The 16,067-nt window shown below is 58.7% G+C and carries 14 protein-coding genes; 1 reads left to right on the plus strand and 13 read right to left on the minus strand.

The features are described 5' to 3' along the window. The 11 genes from PEH01S_RS15935 to PEH01S_RS15980 all read right to left on the minus strand — a co-directional run. Positions 1 to 579, minus strand: a 579-nt coding sequence (locus PEH01S_RS15935) for a chromate transporter (RefSeq protein ID WP_164827877.1), incomplete at its 3' end; no start/stop codon positions are given. A 224-nt stretch (positions 580 to 803) separates the two neighbouring features. Then, positions 804 to 3,143, minus strand: coding sequence for a hypothetical protein (locus PEH01S_RS15940; RefSeq protein ID WP_127486630.1), 2,340 nt, complete (start codon positions 3,141 to 3,143; stop codon positions 804 to 806). A gap of 38 nt (positions 3,144 to 3,181) precedes the next feature. Further along, entirely contained in the window at positions 3,182 to 4,360 is a 1,179-nt protein-coding gene (locus tag PEH01S_RS15945) for an ABC transporter permease (protein ID WP_127486632.1), read from the minus strand. Then, complete coding sequence (locus tag PEH01S_RS15950; RefSeq protein WP_127486634.1) at positions 4,357 to 5,088, minus strand: ABC transporter ATP-binding protein; 732 nt, start codon at positions 5,086 to 5,088, stop codon at positions 4,357 to 4,359. Before PEH01S_RS15950 ends, PEH01S_RS15945 begins: the two co-directional genes overlap by 4 nt. A gap of 22 nt (positions 5,089 to 5,110) precedes the next feature. Next, positions 5,111 to 6,823 carry an efflux RND transporter periplasmic adaptor subunit gene (locus PEH01S_RS15955; RefSeq protein WP_127486636.1) on the minus strand — a complete coding sequence of 571 codons (1,713 nt, stop codon included), beginning with the start codon at positions 6,821 to 6,823 and terminating at the stop codon, positions 5,111 to 5,113. Between the two features lie 197 nt (positions 6,824 to 7,020). Beyond that, on the minus strand, positions 7,021 to 8,604 hold the full coding sequence (gene pckA, locus PEH01S_RS15960; RefSeq protein WP_025847181.1) for a phosphoenolpyruvate carboxykinase (ATP): 1,584 nt from the start codon (positions 8,602 to 8,604) through the stop codon (positions 7,021 to 7,023). Positions 8,605 to 8,830: 226 nt separating this feature from the next. Then, the gene (locus tag PEH01S_RS15965; RefSeq protein ID WP_025847183.1) at positions 8,831 to 9,700 is read right to left on the minus strand and encodes an SDR family oxidoreductase; all 870 of its coding nucleotides are present in this window, start codon (positions 9,698 to 9,700) and stop codon (positions 8,831 to 8,833) included. 52 nt (positions 9,701 to 9,752) lie between these two features. After that, positions 9,753 to 10,133, minus strand: a complete 381-nt coding sequence (locus tag PEH01S_RS15970) for a DUF2188 domain-containing protein (protein ID WP_127486638.1) — start codon at positions 10,131 to 10,133, stop codon at positions 9,753 to 9,755. Positions 10,134 to 10,672: 539 nt separating this feature from the next. Further along, a complete protein-coding gene (locus PEH01S_RS34630; protein WP_164827879.1) occupies positions 10,673 to 10,843 on the minus strand; it encodes a hypothetical protein in 171 nt (56 codons plus the stop codon). 98 nt (positions 10,844 to 10,941) lie between these two features. Further along, a complete protein-coding gene (locus PEH01S_RS15975; protein ID WP_127486640.1) occupies positions 10,942 to 12,558 on the minus strand; it encodes a glycosyl hydrolase family 18 protein in 1,617 nt (538 codons plus the stop codon). 181 nt (positions 12,559 to 12,739) lie between these two features. Continuing rightward, positions 12,740 to 12,886, minus strand: coding sequence for a DUF4023 domain-containing protein (locus tag PEH01S_RS15980; RefSeq protein ID WP_084159462.1), 147 nt, complete (start codon positions 12,884 to 12,886; stop codon positions 12,740 to 12,742). Between the two features lie 208 nt (positions 12,887 to 13,094). Between PEH01S_RS15980 and PEH01S_RS15985 the strand changes: the two genes are divergently transcribed. After that, positions 13,095 to 14,030, plus strand: coding sequence for an MraY family glycosyltransferase (locus PEH01S_RS15985; protein WP_036713042.1), 936 nt, complete (start codon positions 13,095 to 13,097; stop codon positions 14,028 to 14,030). 165 nt (positions 14,031 to 14,195) lie between these two features. Here the strand turns inward: PEH01S_RS15985 and PEH01S_RS15990 are convergent, their stop codons facing one another. Next, entirely contained in the window at positions 14,196 to 15,194 is a 999-nt protein-coding gene (locus PEH01S_RS15990) for a zinc-dependent alcohol dehydrogenase (RefSeq protein ID WP_025847192.1), read from the minus strand. Positions 15,195 to 15,236: 42 nt separating this feature from the next. Next, positions 15,237 to 16,049 (minus strand): carbohydrate ABC transporter permease, encoded by an 813-nt coding sequence (locus tag PEH01S_RS15995; protein ID WP_025847194.1) that lies wholly within the window; start codon positions 16,047 to 16,049, stop codon positions 15,237 to 15,239. Positions 16,050 to 16,067 lie beyond the last annotated feature (18 nt).

Here is a 16,067-nt window from a genome sequence, read left to right on the forward strand (position 1 = left end):
CGCGGCGATCAAGGCCACCTGCGTGACGGCGCTGGGGGCCAGCAGGGCGACCGCGGCCGCCGCAACGGCCAGCGTGGCGCGGGGCCGGTCGGACGCCAGACTGCGGCCCATGCCAAGCACCGCCTGCGCGACGATGGCGACGGCGACAAGCTTCAGCCCGTGAAGCCATCCGTCCTGGGCGACGGGCATCCCCTGCAGCGCAAGCGCAAACAGAGCCATGGCGAGAGCGGATGGGAGCGTAAAGCCGAGCCAGGCGATCACCCCTCCTAACAAGCCGGAGCGGATGATGCCGAGTCCGATACCGACCTGACTGCTGGCCGGTCCGGGCAAAAACTGGCACAAGGCGACCAGATCGGCATAGCCCCGCTCGTCCAGCCACTTGCGCTTGACGACATACTCGTCCCGGAAATATCCGAGATGGGCCACAGGACCCCCGAAAGAGGTCAGTCCCAGCTTCGCGGAAGCGGCGCCGATTTCCAGCAGCCGTAAAAATCCGTTCCGGGGGCGGGACGATCCGGCGGAGTTCGTATCTTCTTGATTTTGGAGCGGAGCGGATGAATCGTTCTGACCTGCAGCCATGTTGCGGTAACACTCCTTTTTTGTAAGTGCAGGGGATAATTGGTAGTCACTTTTTCATCAAAACAGATTTATCGTTCCGTTTCAAGTTAACTTTTTGTGATTTTTTTTACACCGGCCGAGCAAGGGCTCGACCGCTGAAAGATAAGGCATCCCTCCGGCTGTGGCAAAGCACGGCGGGGATGCCTTCTTTTGCTGCCCCTCTGGTTGACAAGGAGCGGTTCTGCTTACGGCTGGAACTCCCGTACCAGCCGTTTGGCCGGTCCGTTCGGCGTATCGACCGTCTCGTATACGCGGATCGTCACGCCCGATTCGATCTGCTCGGTCTTGACGTTCGTGAACGAAATGCGCTGCGTGCCGGTGATAAGCTTTTGCGTGCCGGTAAATCCGGCGGATTGAGAGCCGAGCACCCGGCCGAGCCCGTCGACAAGCTCGAACTCCATCTTCGAAAAGTTCTGGTCGACGATGACCGGCTCCCGCTGCTCGATCGTCAGCGATAAGTTCAGATGATACGAATAGCCGGTCGATTGGCTGTAGGTTGTCGCCAGATTGTTTGCATCGATGTTGACGTCGAACGGATAGAAGCTGATCTTGCCGTACTCCTCTTCCCGCTGCGCGGCGACGCGGAACGTGCCGAGATCCAGCTTGGCCGGCGCGACCGCTTTCGGGTCCGTCACCCGGAAGGCGATATTGTCCCCTTTTTCGTCCGCCGGCACCATGAACGAATAAGCGACGACATAGCTCGTTCCGGGCATAATGGAGGAAGCCGCGGACGTTTGACGGACCCCCGGGAACGCCAGTCCTTGCGAGTTCAACAGCTCCGTGCCGATGTCCGGAAGCGCGAGGACCGAGCTTCCGCGGTTCGTGTACTTCACTTTGGCGATGGCCGTTGTGTACCCGTAATCGGTATTTTCGTGCAAATGCAGCTCCACAAGCGACATGTCCAGCTTGGAGTCGATCAGGCTGCTTGGCGCAAGGGGCAGCGGCGTACCGTACTCGTAGCTTTTCGCAGCCATCGTCGGGTTGTATTGCTGCGCCATGCCTTGGAGGCCGACGACCATAACCGGACGCCCGTCCGTTTTCGCGCTTGATGCCGTGCCGGACGAAGAGCTGGTTGTGCCGCTTCCGCTTGTCGCCGTCTTCGTCTGTCCGCTCGTGCCGCTCGCAGCACTTGTGCTGCCGGCGCTTCCCCCGGCAGAGGACGAGCCGGATGTTGTGCCGGAGGTTGCTCCCGAGCTGGCGGCACTTCCGGCGGCCCCGCTGCCGGCCGTATTCGCGCTTGCGGACGTGCTCCCGCCGCTTCCGGCCGCTGTCGCGCCCGAACCGGCGCTTGTCCCTGCCGCGGCCGCGTCCTCTTTGACGCGGACCACAAGCTCCGCTGCGTCCGGCTCGACGCCGGACGGGAGCAGCGCCGTGTAGCTGAACGATACCGCAGCTTTCGGCGCCAAGTATGCGTCAACCGAGGAACGGGCTTCCGAAGCCGCCGCGGACCCGTCTTTCCCGAACTGGTAAGCGCCGGTCAGCGCAGGTACCGCGATCATCCGGTCGCTGTCATTGCGCACCGTCACGGTGGATTGCACGAGGACGCCGTCTTCCTGGCGGATTGCCGTCGCTTTCTCGGCGGCAACCGTCAGTCCGCTGCCCGTTCCGTATCGGGCCAGCGGCTTCTCGCTGCCGAGCTTGACCGCCGGCGGCAGCTCGCCAAGCGGCAGACTGCCAAGCACCTTGTCCTCGCCCGTATCTGAAATAACCATCTGCAAAGTCAACGGGCCGACGGGCAGCTCGGAAAGCTCGGCCTTCAGCGTCCGCTGAACGGCTTCATTCGGCAGCAGCGAAGAACTGTCCGAGCCTGTAAGAGCGCCGGGAAGCGTCCGTCCGTCGGACGCCAGCAGCCGGTATTGAAGAGCCGACGGAAGCGTGATGCCCGTTTTGCCGCTGCCGGTCACATACAGATTCATATACAGATACGGCTTGCCGTTCTCGACGACGCGGAAGCCGTCCCCCTGCACGAACGTCAGGAATCCATCCTCTTTGGCTGCAGGGTCTGCGTCCTTGAGCCTCATGACGGTCTGCGAAGCCGCCGACACCCCGCCGGGGAGCGAGTCCGCCACGGGCAGCGCGCCGATGTTGCGCGTCTGGTCGGCCCCGCTGCCGTCCCAGGCGTACAGGCCCACCTTCAGCCCCTCGGCCTTGACGCCCGGAGCCAGCTGGGAGTAAAAGTCGAACGTCTGCTCCTTACCCGGCTGGACGCGGGCGCTTTGCTTGCTGCCCAAGCGGGCCGGATAGCGGTTCCCCGCTTCGTCCACCACCCGGACGCCGTAGCCGTTGAAATCGACCGCGCCGCTGCCGCCGTTATGAAGCTTCAACGAGAACTGCATCAGCGGCGAATCGCCGCCCGCGGCAAGCGATGCGTTCTCCAGCGTAAAGTAAGTGTCGTTTGCCACAAAAACGCCCGGTTTCCCCGCATAAACGGGCGGCGCGGAAGCCGACAGGCACACGGCGCTGATCGCCAGCGCTCCGAGCCAAGCCGTACGGGACGGTTTCGTTAACATCTTTAAGCTTTTCACAAGCCGCTTCCTCCTTTAGTAAAAACGGGATGACAAGATTAATCGAAGCGAAGCGCGTCGATCGGGCGAAGCTTGGACGCTTTGTTCGCCGGGTACAAGCCGAACACGACACCGACCAGCACGGAGAACAAGAATGCATACAAGCCGATATCCATCGACAGCTTGGTCGTCTGGTCCGGATTGATCATCGGCCAGACAAGCGCCAGACCGCTGCCGAGCAGCAGTCCGACGAGGCCGCCGATGCCGCTGATGACCGTCGCCTCGACGAGGAACTGCATCAGAATGTTGCGACGCTTCGCCCCGATCGACTTGCGGATGCCGATTTCGCGCGTCCGCTCGCTGACCGTGACCAGCATAATATTCATAATGCCGATGCCGCCGACCAGCAGCGAGATGCAAGCTACGCTGATCAGCTGATTCGTAAGCGTGCTCGATGCGGCGACCCTCGCATTCATCAGCTCGTCCTGATTGACGAGGTTGAAGCCTTGATCGCTTTTGAATTTATAGGTCAAATACTGCTTCATCGTCTCTTGCGCTTTGTAGATGTCTTCCTTCGTCGGGGAATCGACATACGTCGTCCGGATATTGCCCAGCTTGAAGGCGCGCTGCGCCGTCGTGAGCGGGACGAATACCGCGTTGTCCATCGAGGTGCCGCCCGCCCCGGTACCCTTGCTTTTCAGCTTGCCGACCACGGTGAAGACGACGCCGTCGATGTTGATCTGCTCGCCCGTCGGATCGAGCGTGCCGAAGTACGTGTTCGACACCTCGCTGCCAAGCACGGCAACCGGGTTGCGGAATTCGAGATCGGCATCGACGATAAAGCGTCCGGTCTCAAGCTGGCCTTTCATAATGCTGAGATACCGGTCGTTCGTGCCGATGACCGTATATTTCTCCTGCGTCCGGTCGTACTTGATATTGGAGTTGGCTTTATTGATCGTCGGTGCAATCGAAGAAAACTCCGGCAGCTGCTCCAGCTGCATCAGATCGTTGTAATCGAGCTGCTGCGCCCGCCCCATCCCCAGCACATTGACAACGAGCATATTCGTGCCGAGGTTCTCGTACTGCTTCTCGATCTGGTCCGACGTCCCCCGTCCGATCGCAACGAGCGTGACGACGGAGCTGACGCCGATAATCACGCCGAGCATGGTGAGCATGGTGCGCATCGGGTTGGACAGCACCGTCCGCAGCGCCATGGTGATCAGTTCCGTCGTTCTCATGCCGTCACACCCGCCGCTCCGGCCGGGATCTCCGCCGGGATCTCCGCCAGCCTCTCGTCACGGACGATCAGGCCGTCCCGGATCGACACCACGCGTTTCGCATTCTCGGCAATATGCAGATCGTGCGTGATCAAAACGATGGTATTGCCCTGCTCGTTGAGCCGTATGATCAGCTCCAGCACTTCCTTGCCGGTCTTGGAATCCAGCGCTCCCGTCGGCTCGTCGGCCAGCATGAGCGACGGCGACACCGCCAGCGCACGGGCAATTGCCACCCGCTGCTGCTGCCCCCCGGACAGCTCGCTCGGTTTATGGTGGCCGCGCTGGCCCATCCCCAGCAGCTCCAGCATCTGGAGCGCCGTTTCGCGGCGCTTCTTGGCCTGCACACCCGAGTAAATCAAGGGCAATTCCACATTTTCCAGCGCGGTAAGCTTGGGAAGCAGATTGAACTGTTGAAAAATAAATCCGATTTTTTTGTTCCGCAGCTCCGCGAGCTGATTGTCCGTCATGTTCTCGGTCGCCACGCCGTCCAGCTTATAGGAGCCGGAGGTCGGCACGTCCAGCAAGCCGATCGTGTTCATCAGGGTCGACTTCCCGGAGCCGCTTGGCCCGACGATAGCGACGAAGTCCCCCCGCTCCACCGTAAGCGACAGGTCGTTCAATATGCGCAGCTTTTCCGCGCCCCGTTCGTATTCCTTCGTAATGTTTTTCAGCTCGATCATCGGTTCCATGCCGGGATTCCTCCTTTCACCGTTATCTGCCGGTCTGGCCGCCTCCGTTGACGCGTGTCCCGCCGCCGGTATTCCCGCCTCCTGCGCCGGCTCCGCCCGGGGCCATCTGGAACGTGCCGCCGCCCGGGAATCCGCCGCCTTGGCCGCCCTGGAACTGCTGCCGCAGCCTGTCGATCTCGGCCTGGCTTAAATTTTGCCGCTGCTGCCGCACGGGCACGACGACTTTATCGCCTTCCTTAAGCCCTTCGGTAACCTCCACCTCGGTTTTGCTGCGGATGCCGATCTTGATCTCCTTCTCCTTCCGCGTGCCGTCCGGCCGCTCCACGGTAACGAACCGTTTGCCTTTTTGCTGCTGGAGCGCCTCCATCGGCAGGACGAGAATGTCCTTTTTGTCCTGGATCAAAATATTCGCCGTTCCCGTCATGCCGTAGCGCAGGTCGCCGGTATTTTTGACCGCCACCACGGCGTCGTAGAATGTAACCCCGTTGGTCGTCGTTCCGACCGTAGACACCTGGGTCACTTCCCCCTCGAATTTGCGTCCTGGCAGCGAATCGACGGTCACTTCCGCCTTCATGCCGTTCTTCACATTCGGCAGATCAAGCTCGTCGACCTGAATGGGAAGCTGCATGAAATCGAGGCTCGCCACCGCTCCGAACAAGGTTGTCCCTTCGACTTTCGCTCCAACCGGATAGCTCGCCAGCACATTCGTTTTCTTGTTGGCAAAATCCGTGGAAAAGACCCCGTCAAAAGGCGCCTTGAGCGTCAATTGGTTTAACTTGTCTTCCAGTCCGGTAATCGTCGCCTTCTGTCGCTCGATCGCCGCCTGCTTGTTCAATATGTCGCCGGCGAGCGTATCGCTGCCGATGACGGCCAGCACATCGCCCGGATTCACATGACTTCCGTTCTTCACCTTCAGCTCGCGGATAGTTCCGTTCGCCCCGGCGAACACCGTCTCGGTTTTTATGTATTCGAGCGTTCCTTTCTCCAGCGAGTCGACACGGCGTCCGCCGATCGTCGCCGTCCCCTTCACTTTCATCCCCGCATCCAGCGTCCCGTCATTCGCTACGTTCACTTCGACATCGACCAGCTTGCCGCCGGAGCTGTCCGACCTTGTTAAGGTGCCAACCGCAGCGATCGTTCCTGTCTTCGTCAGCAGGAAGCCGTCGGGAGCCAGATCGAGCGTGTCGCCCTTCTTCAGCTGTGCAGCATCCTCCAGCAAAAACGGCAGCTTCACCGTAAGCGAGGACAAGTCCGCGATCGTGCCTATACGGCTCGATTTGGTCGTGTTCGAGCCCGTGTCCAGATTGCCGGACAACGTCAGCTTGCCGCCGATCGGAGCGGTAATTTGCAGATTCCCCTGCTGGGTCCGCAGATCGTTCAAATCATTTTCCATCTGTTGAAGGCTCGTTCGCGCCTCCTGCAGGTTCGTTTCGAGCGTCGGATCGGCGATTTCCACCAGGATGTCCCCTTTTTTCACCGGCTGGTTCCGGGTCAGGTTCATCGTCTTGATCGTTCCGTCCGCAGGCGCGATAATGTTCTGCATGTCCCTTGCCTCAAACTGGGAAGTGCCGGATACCGTTGACCGGATTTCCCCTTTTTGGACCTCGACCGTCTTGTCCTGTACGCTGGCGGCCGACTTTTTCGGTTTTTGTTGCAAATACACGTACGTTCCGGCTCCGACCACCAAGAGGCCGAGGACGCCGATGATCCATTTTTTGTAGCGCAGCCACGCCATCCGCGTCATTCCTTTCTAAATCGATGTAGCGTTGATCACCTCTTTCAATGTAGCACCCGTTTGTAAAAAAAAAGTGAAATGTCGCTTAATCCCAACTTAAAGTATGGAAGCGGCCCCTGCCGATCATTAGGGAACGCCAAAAAGCCCGCAGCAACGACAAAATCGTTATTGCAGGCTGGCGTATTTAAATTTCAGTTTTAGCTCAAACGCGGACCGGCAGCGCGAACCGCCTCAGGCGCATCCGCAAACTTCCCGAAGTTGCTGATGAACCGTTCGGCAAGCTCCCGGGCTTTGGCGTCGTAAGCTTGTTTGTCCTCCCACGTGCTGCGCGGCTGCAGCACTTCATCCGGTACGCCGGGAACGTGACTTGGCACCAGCACGCCGAATACCGGGTCCGGGGTAAACTCCCCTTGCTCCAGCTTGCCTTCCAAGGCTGCCGTGACCATCGCGCGGGTGTAGGCCAAATTCATCCGCTTGCCCACCCCGTAAGGTCCGCCGGACCAGCCGGTGTTCACCAGGTAGACGCGGGCTTCGTGCCGGTCGATCTTGCGTCCCAGCATCTCGGCATAGACGCTCGGGCTCAGCGGCAGGAACGGCGACCCGAAGCAAGCGGAGAACGTCGTCTCCGGCTCCGTCACGCCCCGCTCCGTTCCGGCCAGCTTGGACGTATAGCCGGACAGAAAATGATACATCGCCTGCTCCTTCGTCAGCTTCGCAATCGGAGGCAGCACCCCGAACGCGTCGGCCGTCAGGAAGACGATCGTCTCCGGATGCCCCGCCGTACCGGGAATCACCGCGTTCGCTATCGATTCAAGCGGGTAAGCAGCCCGCGTATTTTCCGTGCGGGAGCCGTCATGGTAATCCGCTTCCAGCGTGTCCGGACGCAGCACCACATTTTCCAGCACGGCCCCGAAGCGGATCGCATTCCAAATTTGCGGCTCCTTCTCTTCACTAAGCCCGATGCACTTGGCATAGCAGCCGCCCTCGAAGTTGAACACGCCGCGGTCCGACCAGCCGTGTTCGTCGTCGCCGATCAAGCGCCGGTTCGGATCGGCGGACAGCGTCGTTTTGCCCGTGCCGGACAGTCCGAAGAACAGCGCCACATCGCCCTTTTCTCCGACGTTGGCCGAGCAGTGCATCGGAAACACGCCTTGGAACGGCAGCAAATAGTTCAGCACGCTGAAAATCGACTTTTTCATCTCGCCCGCATATTCCGTTCCACCGATCAGCACGATGCGCTTCTCGAACGAAACGGCGATGAACGTGCCGGACTTCGTCCCGTCAGTCGCAGGGTCGGCCTGCAAGCCGGGCAGCGCAATCACCGTAAATTCCGCGCGGTGCTCCTTCAATTCCTCCGCCGTCGGGCGAATAAACAGCTGGCGCACGAACAAATTGTGCCACGCGTATTCGTTCACGACGCGGATCGGCAGCCGGTATTCCTCATCCGCACCGGCGAAGCCGTCGAACACGTACAGCTCGCGTTCCTTCATATATTGTGCCGCTTTGGCAAGTAAACGATCGAAGTGCTGCTCCGCCATCGGCTGGTTGACGGTTCCCCAAGCGATGTGTCCGTCGACGGAAGCCTCCTGCACGATATATTTATCCTTGGGCGAACGGCCCGTAAATTTTCCGGTGAAGGCCCGCAGCGCCCCGCTGGATGCAAGCTCCCCCTCCTGCCGCTTCAACGCGGCTTGAACCAAAACAGGAACCGGCAAATTATAATGAACGTTCCCCCCGGCAAGAAGCGCGGCCGTATCGAAGCTGTACTCCGTCGTTTTCATGAATTCCTCCAACCCTTTCTGTCTTCATGTCATTCCACATTTATTGTACACTATTTGTTTATATATTGTATACTATTTGATCATAATGTTCACGGTTTATACTAATAATTCCGCAAACATAACCAGTCTATAGGTGTCGTTAAAAAAAGAGGGCTTATCCAGAACATCGGATAAACCCTCTCGCGTTTTTGCGTATGCTAATGTAAAAAACGTTCTGTCATTGTTCTTATCCGCCCACAATCTCGCCGCCGTTGATATGCAGAAATTGACCGGACATATAGGATGAGTCGTCCGACGCAAGAAACACATAGGCCGGTCCGAGCTCTTCGGGCTGTCCCGGCCGTTTCATCGGCGAGTCGCCGCCGAATTCCGCAACCTTTTCCTCATCGAACGTCGAAGGAATAAGCGGCGTCCAAATCGGTCCCGGCGCGATGCCGTTCACACGGATGCCCTTGCCGACCAAGTTCATCGACAGCGAACGGGTGAAGGAGACGATCGCCCCTTTCGTCGCCGAATAGTCGATCAGCTCGGGATTGCCCCGGTATGCCGTAATGGAGGCCGTATTGATGATGGACGATCCTTCTTTTAAATGGGGCATCGCCGCTTTCGTCATATAAAAGAACGAAAACAAATTCGTCCGGAACGTCCGCTCAAGCTGCTCCTGCGAGATGTCGTCGATGCGACGCTGCGGATGCTGCTCGGCCGCATTGTTTACCAGAATGTCCAGCCTGCCGAAGGTCTCGACCGTCCGCTTCACGGTTTCTTGGCAGAACGGCTCGTCCCCGATATCCCCTTGAATCAGCAGGCACTTTCGGCCTTCCGCTTCGATCAGACGCTTCGTCTCCTCCGCATCCCCTGTTTCGTTCAAATAGACGATGGCCAAATCCGCTCCTTCCGCCGCAAAGCATACCGCCGCAGCGCGCCCGATTCCGCTGTCCCCGCCTGTGATCACCGCAACCTTTCCCTGCAGCTTCCCGCTTCCCTTGTATTTTCGGTCAACAGCCCTTGGCCTTGGGGTCATGCGGCTTTCGATGCCGGGCTGCCGATCCTGATGCTGTGCCGGCATCGTTTGCTTGTCCGTTTGAAGTGTGCTCATGTTCGATCGCTCCTCTCTCGGATTCAAACTATACTTTGCCAAGCGTAGACGGCTAAGAATAATTATGCGACATCTCCACGGTGCCGTCCTTTCGGTGCACGATCGCACTCGTATTCGCGTCGGAAGCCCATTCCTTCGCCTGGTCCACCGCCTCCAGCTTCGTGTCGGCTTGATAACGCAACGCGCCGCCCTCTTCTTTGACGGCCCACCCCTCCTCATGAGGAACGACATGGAGCTTGGCGCGGCGGCCCTCCGGCGGATGCTTCGGATGCTCCTCGCCCCACTCCTTCGCTTTGGCGGTAGCAATGGCAATCGCCCGCCCTTCTTCGTATCCTTCATCCAGCAGCGCATTCGCGATGTCGATGGCCTTCTCCCTCACTCGAGGCTCCAGGTTTTTCATGGAAACCGGATAATCTCGTTTGTTCCATGGCACGGAAACAACCTCCTCTCCTGAATGGCCTTACGTTCTTACTTACCCGCCAAGCATGCGGTGAAACAAAACAAGTGTCCCGGAGCTTCCCTACAATTAATAATGGTCATTTCCGCTTACCCTTTCCTCAAAAAAAATCCCCTCTCCCCTTGGAGAACATCCCGGATATTCCGGACGCAGCCAAATCGGGTTTACCTGGGTACGCGTGTCATGCGTTTTTAGAAAATGCGTGCCTTACCCGTTGGTTGTTCAAGCACCGCAGCCGGTTTTATGCCTTGGCTGCCTTTCATAAAGATATTATTTCGCCATCCGCCGCTTCACCGACGCTGACGTGTCCCTCCGTGGTCTATGTTCAGGCGCCTGCGGAAGCAACGGAGCGGCCCGCGCAACATGGAGCGGACCCGCAAGCATATGCCGGACGGCAAGCTGAAAGCCCCCGGGTCGATGGCGGAAAGCGCGGAGCGGCGAAACGGGTTTCCTTTGCGCAGGTTCGACGAATGGGCGGCGGGAGGATTTAAGGAAAGCGACTGCGGGCAGTTCGACTACGAGCTGCGGTTTACACCCGGCGCCTGGAGAGGCAAGGTCCGTTCGATCTCCTGGTTTTCCCAGTTGGACGAAGAAGGCAGACGGCGGGTCGACCGGGAAATTGCCGCGTTGTTCCATGGCGGATCGGAGCTGACGATTCCCACCGGTGTTCGTTCGTCCTGCATCAACGCGGCGAACGGCCTCCGGCTTCGCTTTGAACCTGCAACACAAAAAAAGCTGCCGCCCGACGATCCGTCAGGCGTGCAGCCTTTTGTCTTGTTGTGTCTTAACGCTTCGAAATCGCGTCCCAATCGGCGGCAGTCACATTCCCCATATGCCACAGCGAGACGCCCTTTAGCCCGTAATATTTGGCCAGCCACAGCTTCTTGGCGATGCTGTCCGCATCCTCATAATAGATCGTATGGCTGCCGCGCTCGTCTTGAAACGCGATTTGCTTCAGAAAATAAGGATAAGTGCGGTTCAACGCTATGCCCGGGGAAGCCATCCGCTTCTCGACCTCCGCGATATCCGGCTGCGCCAGCGTAACCCTTCCTCCCGCCGAGACCCACTGATTCGCCTGCTTCGAGATGCCCAACACCAGCTTCTCTTTAGGGACGAAGCCGAGCGCTTGCTTCACCGTATCGCTGACCAGCGGCAGCGGAGCCGAAGGCAGTCCGGAATCCTGATGGGTGAAATCGTAAGCCATCAAGATGACGCTGTCCGCGACCTCGCCGATTCCGCGCAGGTCGTATCCTTTGTAGTAATACGTCGGCGGCACGGCCACCGTCAACGTTTTGCTCCCGAGACCCGCCTTGACTTCGCGCAGGAATGCCACATAGTCGGCGGCAGCGTCCGCTTCTTTCAGTCCCTCCAAGTCGAGGCACACTCCCGTGAACGCCTCACCCGTCTCGGACAGCACGGCTTTCAGCGATTCGACGAAACTTTTCCGCGCCGCAGCATCCCGTAGAAACTCCTTCACCCGGTCCCGCGGCTCGGCCGCGAAGATCATCAGCTCCTTGCCGAGCTTTGCCCGAGTAGCGGCATCGACCGGCTCCTGCCAGCCGTCCGGAAACCGGTACTCCGTCGCCTTCGTATCCAGCTTCGCGCTTCCCACGCCCGGATAGGACAAGCCAGACCAGCCGAACGCGACGCGATCAAGCAGCGGCATCCGCTGTATGGCCGGATACGACCGGATCGCATAAAAGCCCGTCACTTCAAGCTTTCGCTCCCCGAGCCCGGCATTCAACAGCCGGTAGATCGTTGCGGCGGCTTCCTTGCGTGTCAAAGAGCTTGCGGGACGAAACCCGTTTCCGTCGCCTTCCATGATCCCTTGACGGACGGCATAATACACGTAGGGCGCAAGGCCCTGACCGATAACTCCATGATCGGAAAACTGCCGCAGCTCCCGCTCCTTCGTCCATTCGTCCTCCGTCCAGCGCTTCGCGAAATCGGGCGCTTCGAGGCTCAACAAATATTTTCCGATGGCAGCGGCCACTTCCTCCCGTTTCACCTCAAGCTCCGGATGAAGCGCTCCTGACGCATCCGGCATAAAATCGATCCACTGCTTCTCCAGCGCCGCGGTAATGTAAGGATAAGACCACCGCTCCGCAGGCACATCCGTCAGCTTCGCGCCACCCTTGTCCTGATCGTTCCGGGTATCCGGGCGCGCCGCGTTCACGAGCAGCTTGACGAACGCTTCGCGGGACAACGAATCGTTGGGGCGGTACGTCAGGTCTTCGTAGCCCTCGATCACCCCAAGCGCCGACAAGGAATATACGGCTTCCTCCGACCAGTCCCTGGGCGCCAAATCCGCAAAAGGCTTCAACTGAGCCTCGTAAGCGGAAGCCGTTCCCGCAGCCGCGAGCAGCATGCCTGCCGCAAGCAGCACCATTTTCTTCATCATTCCGTCTTCCCCTCTCTCATGGTAGCGTAAAGTTATACGCCACGAAGAGAGAGGAGGTTGCGCTCGGATCGGCTGACAGCTGTCTGACAACTGACTGACACCAAGCTGACTTCCCTCTCATACGCCGGGACAAGCAAAACCCGACGGAACGTCGCTTCCGGCGGGCTTTTCAGGTACGGAATCAGTCTTGATGGCTTTTTCGCTTTGCCGGCAGCTTCTTCCCGGGATGGCCTTCCCCGTGATGCTCCCGGTTTTTCTCATCCTTCTCCTGCGTTTCGTGCAGCTTGTCCACCCAGGCCTCCGTATCGCCGGCCAAGTCGTCTCTCATCTGCGCTATCCCTCCTTTCGTCGTCGCTATTATGCCCTTGACGCCGAAAAATATGGGTTGATCCCGCCAAAGCTGCCTGACGCAATCCTGATAAACCGATGACTACGCTTTGTATCGGACAAGCCGTGTGGTATAATGGGGAATCATAACTAATCGAATATTGACGGAATGTGGAGGGATTTTTATTCTTTACTTGGCCGCCTTTCTCATGTCATTTACCATCGTATTCCTGCTCATCCCCCCGCTGCGCCGTTTGGCGTTTCGCATCGATTTTGTGGACAAGCCGAAAGTCGACAACGAAAGGAAAATACATAGAGAACCGATACCATTGACGGCCGGCCTCGCGATCTTCGCCGGGTTCGTGATCACTTACTTATTCTTCGTACGGGACGATTGGAAGCAGTCCGCCGCCATTCTGGCCGGATCGCTGCTGATTCTTATCATCGGTATGGTGGACGACTGGTACAAAACCCACGGCAAGGAGCTCGCCGCTTGGCCGAAGCTGATCGTGCAGCTTTCCGCAGCCGTCATCGTGTACAGCTCCGGCGTCGTCTTTTACGGGTTCAACAATCCGTTCACCGGAAGCGACGTCATCCTGCCGGTCTGGCTGCAATTTTTTCTGACCGTCATGTGGATTTTCGGAGTAACGACCGTCATTAACTTTACGGACGGGATGGACGGACTGGCCGGCGGGCTTTCGGCGATTTCGGCGGTTACGCTGTTCGTTGTCGCACTGGCTAAAGCGCAGTCCGATTCGGCGATGCTCGCCATCATTCTGGTCGGAGCGGCATTAGCCTACTTGAAATACAACAAGCCTCCGGCCAAAGTGTTCATGGGCGACGCGGGCGCGACGCTGTTCGGTTTTCTGCTCGGCGTCATCGCCTTGGACGGGGCGTTCAAAGGCGCGACCGTGCTGTCGCTGCTCGTTCCGATTCTGGCGCTCGGCGTACCGATTTTCGACAACCTGTTCGTCGTGTTCAAGCGGATGATGAACGGCAAGCCGATCTATCAGGCGGACGCCAGCCAAGCGCACTACCGGCTGCTGCGCAGCGGCTTGAATCCGAAGCAAGTCGTGCTGTTCCTTTGCTTGATCAATACGTGCTTCAGCTTAACCTCGATCATTTTATTATTGCTTACGGTATAATTCATCGCGTTATTTTTAATATGAAAAGTCGCAAAACAAGCCCTGCCGCATATTGCTGCAAGGCTTGTTTTTTTATTTATCGGATATGCATTTCAAAACCAGAGCCGGGCTCCAGGCACCCGGGAGGGCCCGGAACCGGCTTTGGGCAGCTTCACAATTCTCAGATCAATAAGTAAGCAATACGCCAAGCGTTTCTTTCGGGGCGCGCAGGTACCATTCGTACGCCTCTCCCGCCCGGTCCACCGGAAGCTTCATGGAAATCAGCGGTAAAACGTCGATCTTCCGCTCGCCAAGCAATCGAATATATTCGTACATGTTGCGCCCTTCCGTCCAACGCACGAAGCCGACCGGATAATCGACGCCATCCTGCTCGTAACCGGCGTCGTACCGCCCCGGGCCGCCCGCACGCGCGATGCGCAGCTCCGCTTCTTTGGCGAACATGAGCTCCCGGGACAATTCGGCGTGCATGTCCCCCACGATGACAATGCGGCCCCGGTCCCGCAGCCAGCCGAGCGACCGGTTCAACAGCTCCGCGCCCCCGCCGCTGGCGCACAGGACGACCGCATCCGCGCCTTCGACCAAATAATCCGTCCGCAGCGAAGCTTCCAGCTCCTCGTAGGAGGCAAACACCGCCTGAAGCCCGGAGCGCCGAAGCATCGAGCACCGCTCCTCCAGCAAATCCAGCGCGTACACCCGGTATCCCGCCGCTTCCGCAATCTGGCAGGTGAGCTGGCCGAGAATGCCCAGCCCGACCACGGCGACTTTGCTGCCGAATTGCAGCTCGGCCTGCCGCAGCCCGTGAATCGCAATCGCTCCGAGACCGACGAACGCCGCCTCCTCGGCCGACAGAAAGTCCGGGAGCGGAACGGCGAGCGCTTTGGGCACGGCGAGCAGCTCCGCGTGCTTCACGTACGGAGCACCGTAGCAGGCCACCCGGTCGCCCGGGCGGACATGCGTCACCCCTTCGCCCGTTTGGAGCACCGTGCCGACCGCACTGTAGCCGAGCGAGACCGGCGTCGCGCCGGCCCGTTTTTTCATCTCGATCTCCGTGCCCGGGCTGATCGCCGAACAGATCGTGCGCACCAGAATGCTATTCGGCTCCACGACCGGCTCAGGCACTTGTCTGACCTCCGCCTCTCCGTTGATGGCGACTACTGCCCTCATGATGGTGTCCCCTCTCTTTTTCCTAACCGAAATCCAAGTCAATTATTTCAAGCCGGACATCGTAATGCCCTCGGTGAAGTAACGCTGGAAAAACAAAAAGATCAAAAACGTCGGAACGAACGAGATCACCGCCCCGGCCATTTCGAATCCGAAATTGCCCTCCTTGGTCAACAAAGAGGCGAGGCCTACCGTGAGCGGGAACATTTTCTCGGACGTCGTAAAAATAAGCGGCGTAAACAAGTCATTCCAGCACGAGATGAACGCAAACGTTCCGACGGTGGCCAGCGCCGGCTTGGCCAGCGGCACCATGAGCCGGAACAAAATTTTGAAATCCCCGGCCCCGTCGAGATAAGCCGCTTCTTCCAGGTCCTTAGGGATCGTCTGCATGAACTGCCGCACCAGAAATACGCCCATGATCGCCCACAGCTCCGGTACGATAATGGCGGAATACGTGTTGATCCAATGCATTTTGCTGAACATGATGTATTTCGGAATAATCAGCATTTGATTCGGGATCATGACCATCGCCATAAAGCACCAGAAGATCGTCTCTTTGAACCGGAACTGCTTTTTGGCGAAAATATAACCGAGCACGCCGGCGAAAAACATCTGCGTCGCAACCGGCACCAAAGTCATGACGAGCGAGTTGAACAACCACCGCGTCATGCTGCCGCTGTTGAAAATGTAACTATAGTTATACCAGGTCGGCCGGTCGGGAATCCAAAAGGAAGGATCGGCGAGCGCCACATCCAGCTTTTTGAACGACCCGAGCACCATTACGACAAACGGGAACATGAACGCGATGCCCGCCAGCACGAGCGGGATATAGACCAGCGTTTTTCGCCCAGCCGTCATGCCGTCCGCCTCCTTTTT

The sequence above is a fragment of the Paenibacillus ehimensis NBRC 15659 genome, from assembly GCF_004000785.1.
Taxonomy (GTDB): Bacteria; Bacillota; Bacilli; order Paenibacillales; family NBRC-103111; genus Paenibacillus_G; species Paenibacillus_G ehimensis.

Bases quoted from the DNA above. Each gene is read 5' to 3' on its own strand.
- PEH01S_RS15945 (WP_127486632.1), bottom strand. From the start codon at position 4,360: ATGAGAACGACGGAACTGATCACCATGGCGCTGCGGACGGTGCTGTCC.
- PEH01S_RS15950 (WP_127486634.1), bottom strand. From the start codon at position 5,088: ATGGAACCGATGATCGAGCTGAAAAACATTACGAAGGAATACGAACGG.
- PEH01S_RS15955 (WP_127486636.1), bottom strand. From the start codon at position 6,823: ATGGCGTGGCTGCGCTACAAAAAATGGATCATCGGCGTCCTCGGCCTC.
- pckA (WP_025847181.1), bottom strand. From the start codon at position 8,604: ATGAAAACGACGGAGTACAGCTTCGATACGGCCGCGCTTCTTGCCGGG.
- PEH01S_RS15965 (WP_025847183.1), bottom strand. From the start codon at position 9,700: ATGAGCACACTTCAAACGGACAAGCAAACGATGCCGGCACAGCATCAG.
- PEH01S_RS15975 (WP_127486640.1), bottom strand. From the start codon at position 12,558: ATGATGAAGAAAATGGTGCTGCTTGCGGCAGGCATGCTGCTCGCGGCT.
- PEH01S_RS15980 (WP_084159462.1), bottom strand. From the start codon at position 12,886: ATGAGAGACGACTTGGCCGGCGATACGGAGGCCTGGGTGGACAAGCTG.
- PEH01S_RS15985 (WP_036713042.1), top strand. From the start codon at position 13,095: ATGTCATTTACCATCGTATTCCTGCTCATCCCCCCGCTGCGCCGTTTG.
- PEH01S_RS15990 (WP_025847192.1), bottom strand. From the start codon at position 15,194: ATGAGGGCAGTAGTCGCCATCAACGGAGAGGCGGAGGTCAGACAAGTG.
- PEH01S_RS15995 (WP_025847194.1), bottom strand. From the start codon at position 16,049: ATGACGGCTGGGCGAAAAACGCTGGTCTATATCCCGCTCGTGCTGGCG.